Genomic DNA, 14,563 nt, shown 5'->3' with positions numbered 1-14,563 from the left:
CGGTGAGCGATTTGGTACGCGGATGCCATTACCATTGCCAGCGGGCCGTGTATCGCGGCGCTGTTTTATATTTACCATTATAAAGCCAACGAATTGTCGCACCGATTAGCTATCATCGAAAGATGGCGTGTAAGCAAGGTACGCTTAAGCGCCTGCGGAGCAGTTTGAGGATTTTGCATAGAAAAGTCGTCTGATGGTGGGACGCTCACAACCTAAATGGGTTGTCAGCGCATACCCTGAATCACTTAAAAGTGTAACTCTCAGGGTGTTAAAGACTATGTCTGGCACAAGGTAGTCGATAAAGCCTCTTACGCATCAGTTACATAAATGCTGTCGTAGCATTTCGGACATCGCTTGTCACCATGCCAGCAGGTATCGCACCAGCAGCATCGCCATTGCCGTATCGTCGTGTTAGCAGGTCGAAGGCGATTTTCCGGAGGTGGTATAGTTTTTGGCGAGGTTTGCTCTGGTACTGTTCGGAGCTTATTAAATCGACATGTTTTAAGCCGAGCGACATGGTTGATATGTCCCAGCAGGTGCGTAAACGTTCTTGTACCGGTCAAAAGGTCAAACTGAACACCGATCTGCAGTTTGCAGTAAATGCAATGCAATGCGTCAAAATTAGCCTGTTGAACCGATTCTGGTGTAACCCATTCGCCATCTACGGTGACGGCGTAAGTCGCTAAAACGAAGTAATTCATCATGAACTCTGGAACAAATGAAAAAAACCAGCATGGTTAGCTGGCTTTGTAGATAAATGGCGGAGGGAGCATTACTGGCTGGATGGGGGATATGTTTACCGTCCTCTCTTTGCTCGTTTCCTGTTTTTCAATGCACGTACTTCTCCGCGACCAAAGGTTCTGGCATTTCCAGGAAGAACCAGTCGGGCACACGCATCAATTTTGGTGATATAGCTTAGCGCCTGAAGCACCCCCTTATCCTTACTATGATCACCGCGTTCCAGTTTGCCGAGGCCGCAGTCTTTATAATGCGCTTTGTTAGCGTTGCAATTGTAGTAGATGCCTTTACCTTTAGTGATGATGTTTTTCCAATACTCCCCGAAAGCATGGGCAATAGTGCCATCCTGTTGTGCATTGTTGCCATTCAAGAGAAACAGCATGTGGTAATGAAATTTACGTTGCGGCGCATATTCCAGTTTCCACACTGTACCTAGAACGTGGCGAAACAATGGATTCTTTTTCATATTGCGAAACAACTGCTGACGGAGCTTACGGGCATCATCAGCAGTTATGTCAGCTTTATGCTCATTAGCCCATGATAAATCAACACGCAGGACCAGTAGTCGGGAATGACGCTCCTGTAAGTGTCTGACGTAATTTATCACTCCCTTCAGGTTTTTAACCGAAGCGCGCTGGTACTTTCTGCATGTCTGTTTAAAGCCTTCCTGACTAACGGCATGCCGGTAATCCTGCACTAGCTTGTTCAGAATCTCTGCAGTAGTTACGGTATCTGCTTTCACTATTTTCCCGTTATAGACGCGTGAATATAAATCAGCGTTATTAAATAAACTCTGGAAAGTAGCAATACGCGGATTGGCAATTCGTACTTTCATGGCTTCTTGTGGCAGTATATTAAGATAACGGATTGCATTGAGAATGATGGCTGATTCTGCACTCTCTGTATATCCTGACCGGTTATGCATAATGGTGAAAGGTAACTTACGTCCTCTGCTGATAGTTTTAAGGAAACCATTCAGTTGTTCTAACCTGAATCTGAACTCATTGTCACCAGATATGATTAGGTGAGGAGTGTTATTTTCAATGTGATATTCAGCATGAGATAAAAGGAATGATTTAGGTAAGTCCATGATTTCCTCTAAATCCAGTCAGTAATGGCTTGCTGGGCAATATGTACATTTAACTATTGAATAAGCGCCTATATCTGGCACTCAGTTTAAATAGCGATGTCAAGGGTGATGTTTGTGTGGTGATTAAATGTATTAATAGGCAACAGATTAAACACAATAATAATTAAACCGACGTTATAAATCACATCAAACCCATGCGCCATAAGGCGCAGAAGTATAAAAGCATGGTATAAAGTTAGTGATTTTTTCATTACTAACTTTAGTTGTCTTTTATGCTCTTGAGTCATTAATTCGGGATTCCAACCATTCTTTTACTTCGCGTTCAATCCAGCGGGAACTGCGGCCAAATTTAACTGGCTTCGGAAACTTACCTTCCTGTGCAAGCTTATAAAACCATTTATCGGATAATCCAGTCAGTTCAGTAATGAACTGCATGCTGACGAACCTATCGTTATGAATATCAATGGTGCTCATGAGAGGACCCCGAGAATTTATCAGGAGGACACCGGGCGGCATCCTTTCATGTCATGGGTCGTATATGTACGACTTTACTATTCTTCTACTCAGTGCTTTGTTAAAGTTTTTAGTCTCTATAGAAAGCATACCCTGACAACTTCAGGGATTCCTCTGCTGACGGGTTTGCATAGCATGTGGTTTTTGCTTGTTCATGCATGTCAGTGAAAAGGCATTTTCATGTGAAAAATGCCTTTTAACAAGCTCTACATGAGGTTTTGAACCTACGTTTTACACTGTAATTTTAACTATGAATATTGCTATGATTTACACTATGAATTATCCTTTTAAAATCATTAAAATTTGAATGTAAAAGGATAGCTAATTTTGAATTCAAAAATGTGGATAGATATAAAAACTAAGCGTGATGTAAGATTGTTTTTATGGATGGTAGGAAATGATGTTGCTATTGAAAATTACCGTCAAACGAGGGAGGTCAAAACATATCACGCGAATTACATATATAGTGAAGACTGTAATTTAGCAGCGCAGGCAATAAACGAGGCTTTTCGGATTTTTTATAAACATTCAGACGTGCTAATCTCATACGCCTATAGGTTTAAAAAATTGAAAGAAGCATTATTACCAATAAAAGAGTTTAGTTGGTTTAAACGTAGCAATGATGCCTGTTATTTCGCATGGGTATGTATCAGGGTTTTTAGTGATAAGAATAGCCTCCTGTCAAATTTTGGAAATAATGAAGTGCTGACTGTTCATGCCAGAATGCCTTATAATCTAATCATTAAAATTCAATATCCTGTAAGTCATCGTGAGCGCATTGAGTGTATAGAGGAGTTCTTTGACAGATCACCCATGGATCTTTCATCAAAGTTATCCATTATGTCAGATATAAGGTATAAGTGGGACAGGTACTCCCCATTAGCAATTGGGTTGCCACTAAAGAAAAATGAAAAAGAAAAAATAAACTGGGCATGGGATTATATCTGCAAAGATAAAACTAATTACATTACTGGCTCTATAAAAAGAGCACAAGGAAAAATAATTGAAGAGAGTAATGGTGATGTAAGTTTTTCACAAGCGAGTCTGGGTGAAATATATTGCTCATGTATAAACGGTTATATTTATCAAACTCATTTCCTTAGCCTTTTCAGGCCATCAACCACCACAGAGAAATATCTTGCACTCCGTTGTATTTATATTTCTATGTACTGCCATGATAAGAAGTTCATATCCAGATTTAAAAAATCGTGGGAATCATCAACCTATCGGAAAGCAAAGCGGAAAAGTAACAGCCATTTTTTTAAAAAAATAAAAAGTGAGCTAATCTCAGGTGAAAATATATCAGAGGTTTCTGGTCCTTCTGAAGAGGAAACAGTAAAAACTGAAAAGGACATGCTGAGAGAAAAGGCACATGAGGTAATGGAAAAGGTTATGAATAATATCGAAAACAAAAAGATAATGACACCCCAGAACACCACTCAGGTGCTGACCCCTGGTTTGGTTAAATGTTCTAAAGCACAGTTGTAATAACTTTCAACTTTAATTTAATACTTAAATTAATTGATTACATTAATTTAGTGACTAAGTATTCACCTTTTCTTTTGAAAATAAAAAGTTGAGAAAACTGAGTCCTAGATTTTTTCAACTCTATATTACCTGAATGAATATCCCCGGCATGTTTCTGTCTGTGTTGTGCTAACCCATTGATCTGTGGAACCGATCGATACTGAGTTTATGATAGGTTGAGGCTATTAATAACTGACAATCGATCGTTGTTTTGATAATGTTTGCCGATCAATTCATGAGAACTGATCTGTATTAACGATTATCCGCTGCTTCATTTAATGAATACGATCAGCCTGCTTCCCTTAAAACGGAAGCGGGCTTTTTTGTATTTAAATCATCAGTAAAGTAAACCCAATGCTCAGAAATTATTATGCAATCTTGGCTGGATTAGTGCTGCTCAGTCAAAGTGCCAGCGCCGTACAGGCTGACCAGCAATGGGGGGACTGGTACGGGAAGATCAGTGCCATGGAGTTTGAGCTCAATACTCAAAATGCTTCAGGTGAAGTACTCACACTGACCTGCACAAGCGGAAAGCTGGCTGCTGCTTACAGCATGCCTGCAGAGGATTACCGCGTCTCATCACAAACAGGACTTTCTGAACCAGGAATCAGTATCAACGGTACGAACCATCCTTTAGATGAAACGGCCTTTACTGCGCTGAAAGCGACAAGTGAAAAAGTCGTAATAAAAATGACCTCTATGAATGCCGCTATCTCTAAACAATTCAGCACCAAAGGGCTGAATGAGGCGCTGGCTGATGCCACCTGGCAGGACTGCATTAATCATTAATAAACTGAAAGGAAACCTTATGCGTAAACTCGTTATTTTATCTCTCAGCTTCGCAGCACTGTTTATTCCTTTGGTCTCGCCTGCAATGACAATTCACGGCGACATACATCCCGAACGCTATACCTTCTTTCTGACTCAGGAAGGCAGTAATCAACTGAAACAGGCAAATGACCGGATAGCGAAGAACCCGCAGGCTTATACGCTTGATGTGAATCATACCGGCATTCAACCCTTTGAAGCTGTTCGCTGGGACGGGAAGCCTGTAAAAGCCGTCACCTGCGCCTTGGTAGACGGCGTGATGATGGGACAAAAAGCCACGTGGTCACAATGTAAAGACGAGAGCGGTGCTGAGTATTTCGGCAATAAAGGCTGGCTGGTACGTGATTACGTATCAAAAGCCTGTGAAGTCGGAAAATCAGATTGTCCTGTTTATCTTGTGCTTCAAACAGATCCTCCAACAATGCGAAGTGATATGGCTAACTTCGTTCCTGCCCCTAAAAACTTTAATGCTTCGACAAGCCTGACGGATGAAATTAAATCTGAAGGTTGCCAGATGGTGGATAACTCCTTTGAACATGCCAAAAGTACTCTGCGTTGTCGTGCCATTAATACCGTGCGTTTCATCCGTAAACAAAATACCGAAGCGGCATATGAAGCAGATTTAACCACCACGACGGGTGAAGCATTCACTATGTCAGTTGGGTATACCTACGGTAATCCGTCCGCCAACGAGCCGGGCTGGCGCACTATTTCGATCAACCAGGGAGGCATCATTACTGATATCCGTAAGCAGGGCCATTGGGTTCCCAACGGTTATAAATAACCTTATCAGTGGGATAACTTTTTATTCGGTATTCAGCTAATGGAGGTTCAATGGGAAAAACATTACAGCAGGAAACGCCACTAACCGTGGACTGTACCTGGCAGCTTGTTTTGAGTGTTGCCGGTGTGACATTGATGCGCAGCAATTCTATTGCGGTTAAAGCTCTGGGAGCCAGCCTCACCACACTGAGTCTGATACGCATCATTAAAAAACTCGCCACACTTGCCTGATCACCCTTTCTGAGTGCTCAGAGGATCAAAGAAATATGTCTGAAAATACCCAAGGGAAACTCAAAAGACTGAATGAGAAATTCAATATGCGGCGAAATGTCTCCTCCACTGATAAGCCGGTTGAGCAGGTAGAAGATAATGTCAGTGAGCAAACGACAGAAGGGTCAGAATCCCGTACTATCCGATATAAACGATTGCTCGATAATATTGTTATCAATGGTTTGCTGAATATTGCCGAAGATAAACTTAGTGATGATGCATTTATCGAGTCGGTGTTCAGTAAGGCTTATGAACTTTTGCCTGTGCCGGTAAGAATGATTGTCAGAAGGGAATGGTGCCTAGGTTATGTCCAGTCACGGAAAGCCCCATTACTGGCGCAACTCCAGCTATACCGGACCGAAAGGCATGGCTCAGCAGAACCGGTGTCGCCTGATGTGGAGCCCGCTCTGCAGCCAACGTTGCCACCAGCTACTTAATCAGATTCATTTATAACAGTCAGGCCATCCTTCGGGGGGCCTTTTTATGCCCATTTTCTACAGGAGTGTTTATGACCCGTTTAGCTAGCCGCTTCGGCTCAGTCAATCTTATTCGCCGCGATCGCCCGTTGAGCTGTTACGAACTGGCGCACTATGTGTCGAGTGTCTTCAGCTAAGACAAGCATGAATCACGCAGGGACGATACACATATATTACAACCATTACCCAGCTAGAAAACCTACTGCGACAAGACTTCCAACCTTTCTTCGCCTGCCTGACTAAAGGCTTATCCCCTGACATTACAACTGCAGACGCCCCGTTCGAAAGAGCGGGGCGTTTTGCTTTGTGCCAAAAAGGAGTCACCATGAATCAAACAACATCATCACTTATTGCCGTTTCAGTACCCGATGCACAGCGTCTTAATTTCTGGCCGAAACACTTTGGCAAAATCCCTCAGTGGATGCTGCTTGAGCCTCGCGCTTTCGCCTGGATGGATCGCCTGTGCGATGCCTACAGCGGCGGATGCTGGAATTACTACATGCTCAGCAACGGTGGTGCCTTCATTGCACCTGACAGCGAAGATAACTGGACCATGTTTAACAAGCTGAATGGCAACAGCTCGGAAATGAGCAGCGAAGGCGCTGGCATCGCAGTCTGCCTGCTGAACTGGAGCCACCATGCCTGCAGAACCGGCAGCCCCGCCATGAGCGAACACTACTATCACCTGCGTGAATTTGCGCTGAGCCATCCTGAATGCAGCGCCATCATGCACATCATCGACTGATGCCGGGGGAAATTATGGAAACGACTGCATTACCTCTTACGCTTTCATCACACCGCACCATAAAACGCGCCCTGACGCTTATCGAGAATCACCTACGCGAACCCGGCGTGGCGCTCACCTCAGCAACACTCACCCGCGACTGGCTGAGGCTGAACTTTGCAGGGCTGGAGCGGGAAGTGTTTATGGTGGTGTTTCTGGATAATCAGAATCGGCTGCTGGCACACGAAACCCTGTTTCACGGCTCCATCACCAGCACGGAAATTCATCCCCGTGAGGTGGTTAAAGCCGCATTACGGCACAACGCCGCGGCGGCAATCTTTGCCCACAACCATCCCTCCGGATATGCTGAGCCCAGCGATGCCGACCGGCGCATCACCGAGCGGCTGAAAAAAGCGCTGGCGCTGGTTGAAGTGCGAGTGCTGGACCATCTGATTGTCGGCAGCAAAGAGATTGTCTCGTTCGCCGAACGCGGCTGGTCCTGAAGGAGGACATATGCATTCTCAACAATGGGGGCTTACGTGCAGTAAAACGTCGTGCTTCAGTGCTAGGCTGGTGCAGGAAGGTAACCGGCTGCACTTCCTGGTTGACCGGGCAGAGTTCACCGGCGACTTCAGCGACAATGAAGCACTTCGCCTTGACCAGGCTTTTCCGCTGATAATGAAACAACAGGAACAGATGCTGTCAGCCAGTAAACTGAATCCCCACCAGCAGCAACGCGTTACCCTGCATCACAACGGGCTGACCTGCCAGGCCGATACCCTGGGTTCACACGGTTACGTTTACATAGCGATTTATCCCACTCAGGCAGTCACCGGCTGACCAGCCGTCATCTGACAACAGGATCACACCACATGCAAAATTTACCATTACCCAAGCCCCGGGCGGCTGAGCCATGCCCGTCGCCAGTGCAGGTCTGGCAACTGCTGCTCACACATCTGCTGGACAAACACTACGGCCTCACGCTTAACGACACACCCTTTGGCGACGACAACGTGATTCAGGCGCACATCAACGGCGGTATCTCTCTGTGTGATGCTGTCAATTACATTGTAGAAAGGTATGAACTGATGCGCTCAGACCATAGTCGTTTCAGCCTCGCCGAACGCTCTTCACTGATTGGTGCCATCGACATTCTGCGTGCCCGTCGTGCAACCGGACTGATAGTAAGCAGCAGCTACAGCACCATAACCCGCATCACAGCAGGCCGGTATCGAGAGGACAAAATACAGTGAAAATCGGTCTGAGCCTCAGCGCTGACAGCATCGGTGTGCTGGGGCTGAACATGGAGAGAATCGCGGTAGACGTTGAAGGCATCGACATTGCTGATCTGATAGCTGCCGTTAGTGCGCAGGGGCTGACGCTGCGTATCGCGTAAGAACCCGGAGAGGTGGTGGTTGAAAACCCGCTGCCTGATGGCTCCCGCCTGAAAGGCGTTTGCTGCAGCACTGCCCATATCACCAGCGAGAATAATTCGCTGCTGTATACGCTTTCTCACCAGGCACAAGAATACAGCGATGCGGATTGGAAACACTTCACTGGCTCGGGGTACCTAATCCGGCTGGATGCCTGGTCATATCCGCTGCTGCGCCTGAAGCGGCTGGGCCTGTCAAAGGTCTGCCGACGCCTGGTTTTCACACTGATAAGCCGTTACAGCATCGGCCTGATTCATCTCGATGCATTTGGCGAACTACTGCCGGATCTGACACTTTTGATTGGTAACGGTGCCTGCCAATCCTTTCATATTACTTTCTCACATCAACACATGCATCCGCCCTTAAACCGGCGGGTGTTTTCATTTATGGAGACAACATGCAACCAGAACCAGACGTACTTACCGACCATACCGATATTATCTGTTCCACCAGTATCGAGCGCATCGTTAACGGACGTGATGCCGCACTGGTACAGATTGAACAATTGATTCAGCAGCTCAACGCCATTTCTCAGCTCACTGCCGGAATCGGTGGTGGCAACGCCTCTGACTGGGCGATGAAGGAGGGGCATCGCTATGACTGCTGGCTGATGGAAAAAACGGAGAAAGCGTTGCCAGTGATCACCCGTAATATTGACCGCAGCCTGTGGCGCGATCTGATGCTGAAATCCGGCATGATATCGCTGATGGACGCGCAGGCCCGTACGCAGTGGTATCAGAATCTGGAAGATGGCGACCTTCCGGCCATCAGTGAAGCCACATTCTCAGCACGTTTGAGCAGTTGCATCAGAGCAAAGTGGAGGTGTTTGAGCGGGGGATTATCAACGTATTCAGAGGGCTGTCATGGGATTACAAAACCAACAGCCCATGTTTTTTCGGCAAGAAGATCATCATCAATAATCTGGTGACGCACAACCGTTGGGGCTTCAGCCTGACGTGGGGATTTCGTCGCGATCAACTGGCAGATCTGGAGCGGATGCTGTTTTTACTGGATGGCAAAGCGATACCTGACAATCGCGGTGACATCTCCATCAACCTGATGGGTCATATCCGTGATAATCCCGGTAAAGACGTTTATGAAGACACGTATTTCTCCATCCGATACTTTCAGAAGGGCACCGCACATCTCACCTTCAAGTACCCTGAGTTAGTGGAGAAGATGAACGACATCATTGCTAAGCGCTATCCGGGGATGTTGGCGTCGCGGTAGTTAGTCGCTACAATGCCCGCGCTCGAAATCGCTTATGTTTTTAGCGAAACACGTTTGGGGGCCTAATTGGGGGCCTCTAAGTTTTTCGAACACGAGGAAAACCAGTGGTAGCAGGGTGTGGCGGGTTAGAGATCGAATCCTGTAGGCGTACCAATACTTTTCAATAAATTACTGCCATCCTCCAGTTTTCCAGCCCTTCACCCATTGCAACTAAACATCACCAACATATCTTCCTGAACCGCCATTATCTAAGCCCCGCTTTCACGAGGCTCTGTGATCTTTTCTATTCAATCGGCTCAGGATGATGCAGATCGATTGCGTCGTCGATCTCATTGCTGGCCGCGTGCCTGTCGAGTGCAACGGCGTATATTTTACCCCGGCAGTAGTGCTTTTTAACCGCAACACGATGGTGATCAGTATTCGGGATGACGTTGCCCGCAGAGGTGTGCAGGGGCGGGGTAATCACTAATTCATCTTCAAGGGTTTCTGCGTCGATAATGCGATCGTTACCGTCGCTGGCAAGTAGCAAATGCTGAATGGGCATGTTGTTCCTCCTGTTGATCAATGAGAATGAGTGAGTCATCAGGAAATTGTAGCGCAAGGTACCGGTCCTGGCAGAAGTCTGGTCTGGGCTAAAAGCCATGATGCCAGACAGCGTTTCGCTTGTACTGGTGTAATACATAGCAAATAAGCATCGATAAAAACCACTTCCGCAGCCAACGCGTCATCCCGCCATCAACCCCGTCCCACCTCGCTTTACGCTTCGCGGGCTAAGCGTTTGCGAGCCGCGTCACACTTCGCGCCGCTTTAGCAGAATCGTCCATGGCAAGCGGGCGATCCCCCTAATGCCTTACCGCCGCCGTTTTGTATCCTGCTGAGACATTACATGCTGAATAGGCGGAGCTTAATGATGTCTCATGTAAACCAGACTATAAATTTTCAAACTCAACACCGACAAAAAGTACGACGCATGAACCTGTTTGTTTCCATATCCGCGGCGCTGGCCGGGCTGCTGTTTGGCCTCGATATCGGGGTGATATCGGGAGCGCTGCCGTTTATTACGCAGCATTTCAGCCTGACCAGCCATCAGCAGGAGTGGGTGGTGAGCAGCATGATGCTGGGCGCGGCGGGCGGGGCGATCTGCAATGGCTGGGTCTCACACCGCCTGGGCAGAAAATACAGCCTGATGGTGGGCGCGGTGCTGTTTATTCTGGGATCGGCGGGCTCGGCGTTTGCAACCAGCGTAGAGTTCCTGCTGATGTCGCGCGTATTGCTCGGCGTGGCGGTGGGCATCGCATCTTACACCGCGCCGCTTTATCTCTCGGAAATGGCCACGGAAAACGTCCGCGGCAAGATGATCAGCCTGTACCAGCTGATGATCACCTTTGGTATCGTGCTGGCGTTCCTCTCGGATACCGCCTTCAGCTACAGCGGTAACTGGCGCGCGATGCTGGGTATCCTGGCGCTGCCCGCGGTGATTCTGTTCGCGATGGTAATCTTTTTGCCCAACAGCCCGCGCTGGCTGGCGGCAAAAGGGCTACACGTTGAGGCGGAAGAGGTGCTGCGCATGCTGCGCGATACCTCTGAAAAAGCGCGTCAGGAATTGAATGAAATCCGCGAAAGCCTGCGCATGAAGCAGGGTGGTTTTGCGTTGTTCCGGGCGAATAAAAACGTTCGCCGTGCGGTGTTTCTCGGCATGCTGTTGCAGGGCATGCAGCAATTTACCGGCATGAACATCATCATGTATTACGCGCCGCAGATATTCAAAATGGCGGGATTCCAGAGCACGCAGGAGCAGATGCTGGCCACGGTGATTGTCGGCCTGACCTTTATGTTTGCTACCTTTATCGCCGTGTTCACGGTGGATAAAAGCGGCAGGAAGCCGATTCTGAAAATTGGCTTTGCGGTGATGGCTTTTGCCACGCTGGTGCTGGGCTGGTGCCTGATGAAAGCGGGAGAAGGCGAGATCTCAACCGGCCTGTCATGGGTGTCGGTAGGGATGACCATGCTCTGCATTGGCGGCTACGCGATGAGCGCTGCGCCGGTGGTGTGGATCCTCTGTTCAGAGATTCAGCCACTGAAATGCCGCGACTTCGGTATTACCTGTTCCACCACCACCAACTGGGTCGCCAACATGATTATCGGCGCCACCTTTCTGTCACTATTGGGCAGCATTGGCGCGGCAGGAACCTTCTGGCTCTACACCGGTTTTAACCTGCTGTTTATCGTCGTGACCTTTCTGCTGGTGCCGGAAACCAAAGGCGTGACCCTCGAACACATCGAAAAGAACCTGATGGCCGGCAAGAAACTTAAAGACCTGGGAAGCTGATTTCTTCCCAGACGATGGCAGGCAGAAGATGTTCTGCCTGCCATCATCTCAATAAAAAATGCGCGCCATGATGCGGTTTATTGATCCGTGCTGATTTATTCAAGACGTCTTCTCAACTTCTTAAGTTATTCATCCGATATACAAACAGTTAATCAGCAAACGGAGCCGATGATGCAGATTAATAGCCGCTAATGTTGCGGCGTGTTGAGATCTAAAATCGAATTCAGAAAACGTGACGCCATTGCCCATATGTAAACCGCTGTTCATTATAGCCACGCGGCCTGGATCCCTCGGTAAATCAGTTATTTTAATCGTAGCGCCTCAAGCACCAGTGAGAACGCCGGTGAAGGCTGCTTTCTGCTGGGATAATAGAGGTAATAACCTGGGAAAGGCGCGCACCAGGCTTCCAGCACGCGAATCAAACGTCCTTCCTCAATGTGTGGTGCAAATTCCTCTTCCGGCAAAAAAGCGATTCCGGCCCCGGCCAGCGCGGCATGCACCACCGGTTCGGAAGTATTAAAAATCAGCTGCCCTTTGACCCGCACGTTGAGATCGCCACCGTCCTGATCGAAATCCCAGACGTAAAGCCCGCCAGAGCTGACCATGCGCTGATTAATGCACTGATGTTGCGTGAGTTCGTGCGGCGTCTGTGGCACCGGGAAACGCGTGAAATAGTCCGGTGACGCCACCGCCGCCATGCGCAGTGGGCCGCCAATCGGTAAGGCGATCATATCTTTGTCGATGGTGTCGCCAAGCCGCACGCCCGCATCAAACCGGTCGGCAACAATATTGCGGAAGCCGTGGTTGGCATCAAATTCCAGCGTGATATCGGGATAGTTTCTCAGCAGCGGCAGCAACCTTGGCAGCAGCGTGGCGCGCAGCACATCGGGGCCGCAGGTGATGCGCACCGTTCCGGCAGGCTTGTCGCGCAATTCGGTCAAATTATCCAGCTCTGCTTCAATCTCATCAAAACGATCGCCAATGGCATTCAGCAACCGTTCACCGGCGGTAGTCAGCGAGATGCTACGCGTAGTGCGGGTAAGCAGGCGAATCTGCATGCGGTTTTCCAGCCCGGATATCGCCTGGCTGAGCGCTGGCTGAGTGACCCCCAGCCGTGCAGCCGCGCGGGTAAAGCTACCCTCGCGCGCGACGGTAATGAAAGAGATCAGATCGTTGTAGTTACGTTTCATCCATCTGTCCTGTCCACTATTTATAAATTCTACTTATAACCGCATTAAGTATTCATTAGCTAGTCAGGCTGGATTAAACGCGTACAATTTCTGCAATCCCACCGCAGTGCACAGGTCGTAATAACGTACCGCCTGCTGATAACCCATTGATTACGTGATTTTTATTCTGCGAATAAAAATGCACCCTCGGCTTGCCTGAATTTGCAGGTCGGGATGAATAAGGAGACTGGTTTGACAACGCTTTCTGAACACGAATCTACCCGCCAGCCAGAAGCCCACTGGAGCGCGGTGATGGCAATGACGCTGTGCGTTTTTGCGCTGGTGGCCTCGGAATTTATGCCGGTCAGCCTGCTGACGCCGCTGTCGCGCGATCTGGGCGTCAGCGAAGGCCTCGCAGGGCAGGGCATTGCGATTTCTGGCGCGCTGGCGGTGTTAACCAGCCTGTCGATTTCGCGGCTGGCACGCAATCTCGACCGCAAAATGCTGCTGCTGGGCATGACGCTGCTGATGGCACTCTCCGGCGGCATCATTGCCGTGGCGCCTGGTTACCTGACTTACATGGCTGGACGCGCGCTGATTGGCGTGGCGATTGGCGGCCTGTGGTCGATGTCCGCGGCAACGGCTATCCGCCTGGTACCGGGCGACAAGGTGCCGCTGGCGCTGGCGATTTTTAATGGGGGCACCGCACTGGCAACGGTCATCGCTGCGCCGCTCGGTAGCTATCTCAGCAGCACCATTGGCTGGCGCGGGGCCTTTCTTTGTCTGGTCCCGGTGGCGCTAATGGTTTTCATCTGGCAGTGGATCAGCCTGCCAGCCATGGCGGCGGATAAGCCTAATCCACGCGGCGGCAGTCTGTTTAGCCTGTTGCGTAATCCGCTGGTGGCGGTTGGCATGGCGGCCTGCGGCCTGTTCTTTATGGGCCAGTTTGCGCTCTTCACCTACGTGCGTCCGTTTCTGGAAACGGTGATTCACGTCAGCGCGACCGGCTTATCACTCACGCTGCTGGTAATTGGCGTGGCGGGCTTTATCGGCACCGTGCTGATTGGCTGGTTTTTGCGCCGGGGATTTTACCTGACGCTGGTGCTGATCCCGCTGTTGATGGCCACCATCGCGGTATTACTGATCGCCGCCGGGCATAGCACCCTCACCGCTACGCTGCTGCTGGGCCTGTGGGGATTGATCGCCACCGCTGCGCCGGTCGGCTGGTGGGCGTGGGTGGCGAGAACGCTGCCCGATAACGCCGAGCAGGGCGGCGGATTGATGGTTGCCGTGGTTCAGCTGTCGATTGCGCTGGGATCGACCCTTGGCGGCGTCGCCTTCGACCATACCGGCTATCAAAGCACGTTTGTTATCAGCGCAGCGTTGCTGCTTATCGCTGCCGCACTGACTTTTTTCGCCTCACGGCGAGATTCTTTCACTGACCACTGAGAAA

General features: G+C 49.1%; 15 protein-coding genes and 3 pseudogenes. 14 read left to right on the top strand and 4 right to left on the bottom strand.

The window, feature by feature from the left end; translation table 11 throughout:
- Window positions 1–796 precede the first annotated feature (796 nt).
- On the bottom strand, window positions 797–1,828 hold the full coding sequence (locus ACJY2L_RS11380) for a YagK/YfjJ domain-containing protein (protein WP_439212772.1): 1,032 nt from the start codon (window positions 1,826–1,828) through the stop codon (window positions 797–799).
- Window positions 1,829–2,098: 270 nt separating this feature from the next.
- Window positions 2,099–2,302, bottom strand: coding sequence for a helix-turn-helix transcriptional regulator (locus ACJY2L_RS11375; protein WP_439212773.1), 204 nt, complete (start codon window positions 2,300–2,302; stop codon window positions 2,099–2,101).
- Between the two features lie 366 nt (window positions 2,303–2,668).
- On the opposite strand from ACJY2L_RS11375, the gene ACJY2L_RS11370 reads away from it, so the two are divergent.
- The 12 genes and pseudogenes from ACJY2L_RS11370 (at window position 2,669) to ACJY2L_RS11315 (ending at window position 9,612) form a co-directional block, all read left to right on the top strand.
- Window positions 2,669–3,829, top strand: a complete 1,161-nt coding sequence (locus tag ACJY2L_RS11370) for a hypothetical protein (protein WP_439212774.1) — start codon at window positions 2,669–2,671, stop codon at window positions 3,827–3,829.
- A gap of 393 nt (window positions 3,830–4,222) precedes the next feature.
- Window positions 4,223–4,657, top strand: a complete 435-nt coding sequence (locus tag ACJY2L_RS11365; protein ID WP_439212775.1) for a hypothetical protein — start codon at window positions 4,223–4,225, stop codon at window positions 4,655–4,657.
- Window positions 4,658–4,676: 19 nt separating this feature from the next.
- Entirely contained in the window at window positions 4,677–5,480 is an 804-nt protein-coding gene (locus ACJY2L_RS11360) for a hypothetical protein (protein ID WP_439212776.1), read from the top strand.
- Window positions 5,481–5,530: 50 nt separating this feature from the next.
- On the top strand, window positions 5,531–5,710 hold the full coding sequence (locus ACJY2L_RS11355) for a hypothetical protein (RefSeq protein ID WP_439212777.1): 180 nt from the start codon (window positions 5,531–5,533) through the stop codon (window positions 5,708–5,710).
- Between the two features lie 35 nt (window positions 5,711–5,745).
- The gene (locus ACJY2L_RS11350; protein ID WP_439212778.1) at window positions 5,746–6,186 is read left to right on the top strand and encodes a hypothetical protein; all 441 of its coding nucleotides are present in this window, start codon (window positions 5,746–5,748) and stop codon (window positions 6,184–6,186) included.
- 71 nt (window positions 6,187–6,257) lie between these two features.
- Window positions 6,258–6,469 (top strand): annotated as a pseudogene (locus ACJY2L_RS11345) (DUF932 domain-containing protein); the annotation flags it as partial.
- Window positions 6,470–6,550: 81 nt separating this feature from the next.
- Window positions 6,551–6,970, top strand: a complete 420-nt coding sequence (locus tag ACJY2L_RS11340) for an antirestriction protein (protein ID WP_439213089.1) — start codon at window positions 6,551–6,553, stop codon at window positions 6,968–6,970.
- 14 nt (window positions 6,971–6,984) lie between these two features.
- Window positions 6,985–7,452, top strand: a complete 468-nt coding sequence (gene radC / locus ACJY2L_RS11335; RefSeq protein WP_439212779.1) for a RadC family protein — start codon at window positions 6,985–6,987, stop codon at window positions 7,450–7,452.
- 10 nt (window positions 7,453–7,462) lie between these two features.
- On the top strand, window positions 7,463–7,789 hold the full coding sequence (locus ACJY2L_RS11330; protein WP_439212780.1) for a type IV toxin-antitoxin system YeeU family antitoxin: 327 nt from the start codon (window positions 7,463–7,465) through the stop codon (window positions 7,787–7,789).
- 32 nt (window positions 7,790–7,821) lie between these two features.
- A complete protein-coding gene (locus tag ACJY2L_RS11325) occupies window positions 7,822–8,202 on the top strand; it encodes a TA system toxin CbtA family protein (RefSeq protein WP_439212781.1) in 381 nt (126 codons plus the stop codon).
- Window positions 8,199–8,689: pseudogene (locus ACJY2L_RS11320) on the top strand (DUF5983 family protein). The gene ACJY2L_RS11325 and the pseudogene ACJY2L_RS11320 overlap by 4 nt, the downstream one beginning before the upstream one ends.
- A gap of 90 nt (window positions 8,690–8,779) precedes the next feature.
- Window positions 8,780–9,612, top strand: a pseudogene (locus tag ACJY2L_RS11315) (DUF4942 domain-containing protein).
- A 283-nt stretch (window positions 9,613–9,895) separates the two neighbouring features.
- Here ACJY2L_RS11315 and ACJY2L_RS11310 read toward each other — a convergent pair.
- Window positions 9,896–10,156 (bottom strand): hypothetical protein, encoded by a 261-nt coding sequence (locus ACJY2L_RS11310; RefSeq protein WP_209500360.1) that lies wholly within the window; start codon window positions 10,154–10,156, stop codon window positions 9,896–9,898.
- A 366-nt stretch (window positions 10,157–10,522) separates the two neighbouring features.
- On the opposite strand from ACJY2L_RS11310, the gene ACJY2L_RS11305 reads away from it, so the two are divergent.
- Window positions 10,523–11,941: a sugar porter family MFS transporter gene (locus tag ACJY2L_RS11305; protein ID WP_157883908.1), complete on the top strand. Its 1,419-nt coding sequence runs from the start codon at window positions 10,523–10,525 to the stop codon at window positions 11,939–11,941.
- Between the two features lie 302 nt (window positions 11,942–12,243).
- Here ACJY2L_RS11305 and ACJY2L_RS11300 read toward each other — a convergent pair whose 3' ends face one another.
- Complete coding sequence (locus tag ACJY2L_RS11300; RefSeq protein WP_439212782.1) at window positions 12,244–13,131, bottom strand: LysR family transcriptional regulator; 888 nt, start codon at window positions 13,129–13,131, stop codon at window positions 12,244–12,246.
- A gap of 291 nt (window positions 13,132–13,422) precedes the next feature.
- Between ACJY2L_RS11300 and ACJY2L_RS11295 the strand changes: the two genes are divergently transcribed.
- Window positions 13,423–14,559: an MFS transporter gene (locus ACJY2L_RS11295; RefSeq protein ID WP_439213090.1), complete on the top strand. Its 1,137-nt coding sequence runs from the start codon at window positions 13,423–13,425 to the stop codon at window positions 14,557–14,559.
- Window positions 14,560–14,563 lie beyond the last annotated feature (4 nt).

The sequence above is a fragment of the Duffyella sp. Ts4 genome, assembly GCF_051851875.1.
Taxonomy (GTDB): domain Bacteria; phylum Pseudomonadota; class Gammaproteobacteria; order Enterobacterales; family Enterobacteriaceae; genus Duffyella; species Duffyella gerundensis.
This window is presented reverse-complemented; position numbering and strand designations above follow the sequence as displayed.

Coding starts and splice junctions, on each gene's coding strand:
- ACJY2L_RS11380 (WP_439212772.1), bottom strand. CDS start 1,828: ATGGACTTACCTAAATCATTCCTTTTATCTCATGCTGAATATCACATT.
- ACJY2L_RS11375 (WP_439212773.1), bottom strand. CDS start 2,302: ATGAGCACCATTGATATTCATAACGATAGGTTCGTCAGCATGCAGTTC.
- ACJY2L_RS11365 (WP_439212775.1), top strand. CDS start 4,223: ATGCTCAGAAATTATTATGCAATCTTGGCTGGATTAGTGCTGCTCAGT.
- ACJY2L_RS11360 (WP_439212776.1), top strand. CDS start 4,677: ATGCGTAAACTCGTTATTTTATCTCTCAGCTTCGCAGCACTGTTTATT.
- ACJY2L_RS11355 (WP_439212777.1), top strand. CDS start 5,531: ATGGGAAAAACATTACAGCAGGAAACGCCACTAACCGTGGACTGTACC.
- ACJY2L_RS11350 (WP_439212778.1), top strand. CDS start 5,746: ATGTCTGAAAATACCCAAGGGAAACTCAAAAGACTGAATGAGAAATTC.
- ACJY2L_RS11340 (WP_439213089.1), top strand. CDS start 6,551: ATGAATCAAACAACATCATCACTTATTGCCGTTTCAGTACCCGATGCA.
- radC (WP_439212779.1), top strand. CDS start 6,985: ATGGAAACGACTGCATTACCTCTTACGCTTTCATCACACCGCACCATA.
- ACJY2L_RS11330 (WP_439212780.1), top strand. CDS start 7,463: ATGCATTCTCAACAATGGGGGCTTACGTGCAGTAAAACGTCGTGCTTC.
- ACJY2L_RS11325 (WP_439212781.1), top strand. CDS start 7,822: ATGCAAAATTTACCATTACCCAAGCCCCGGGCGGCTGAGCCATGCCCG.
- ACJY2L_RS11310 (WP_209500360.1), bottom strand. CDS start 10,156: ATGCCCATTCAGCATTTGCTACTTGCCAGCGACGGTAACGATCGCATT.
- ACJY2L_RS11305 (WP_157883908.1), top strand. CDS start 10,523: ATGTCTCATGTAAACCAGACTATAAATTTTCAAACTCAACACCGACAA.
- ACJY2L_RS11300 (WP_439212782.1), bottom strand. CDS start 13,131: ATGAAACGTAACTACAACGATCTGATCTCTTTCATTACCGTCGCGCGC.
- ACJY2L_RS11295 (WP_439213090.1), top strand. CDS start 13,423: ATGGCAATGACGCTGTGCGTTTTTGCGCTGGTGGCCTCGGAATTTATG.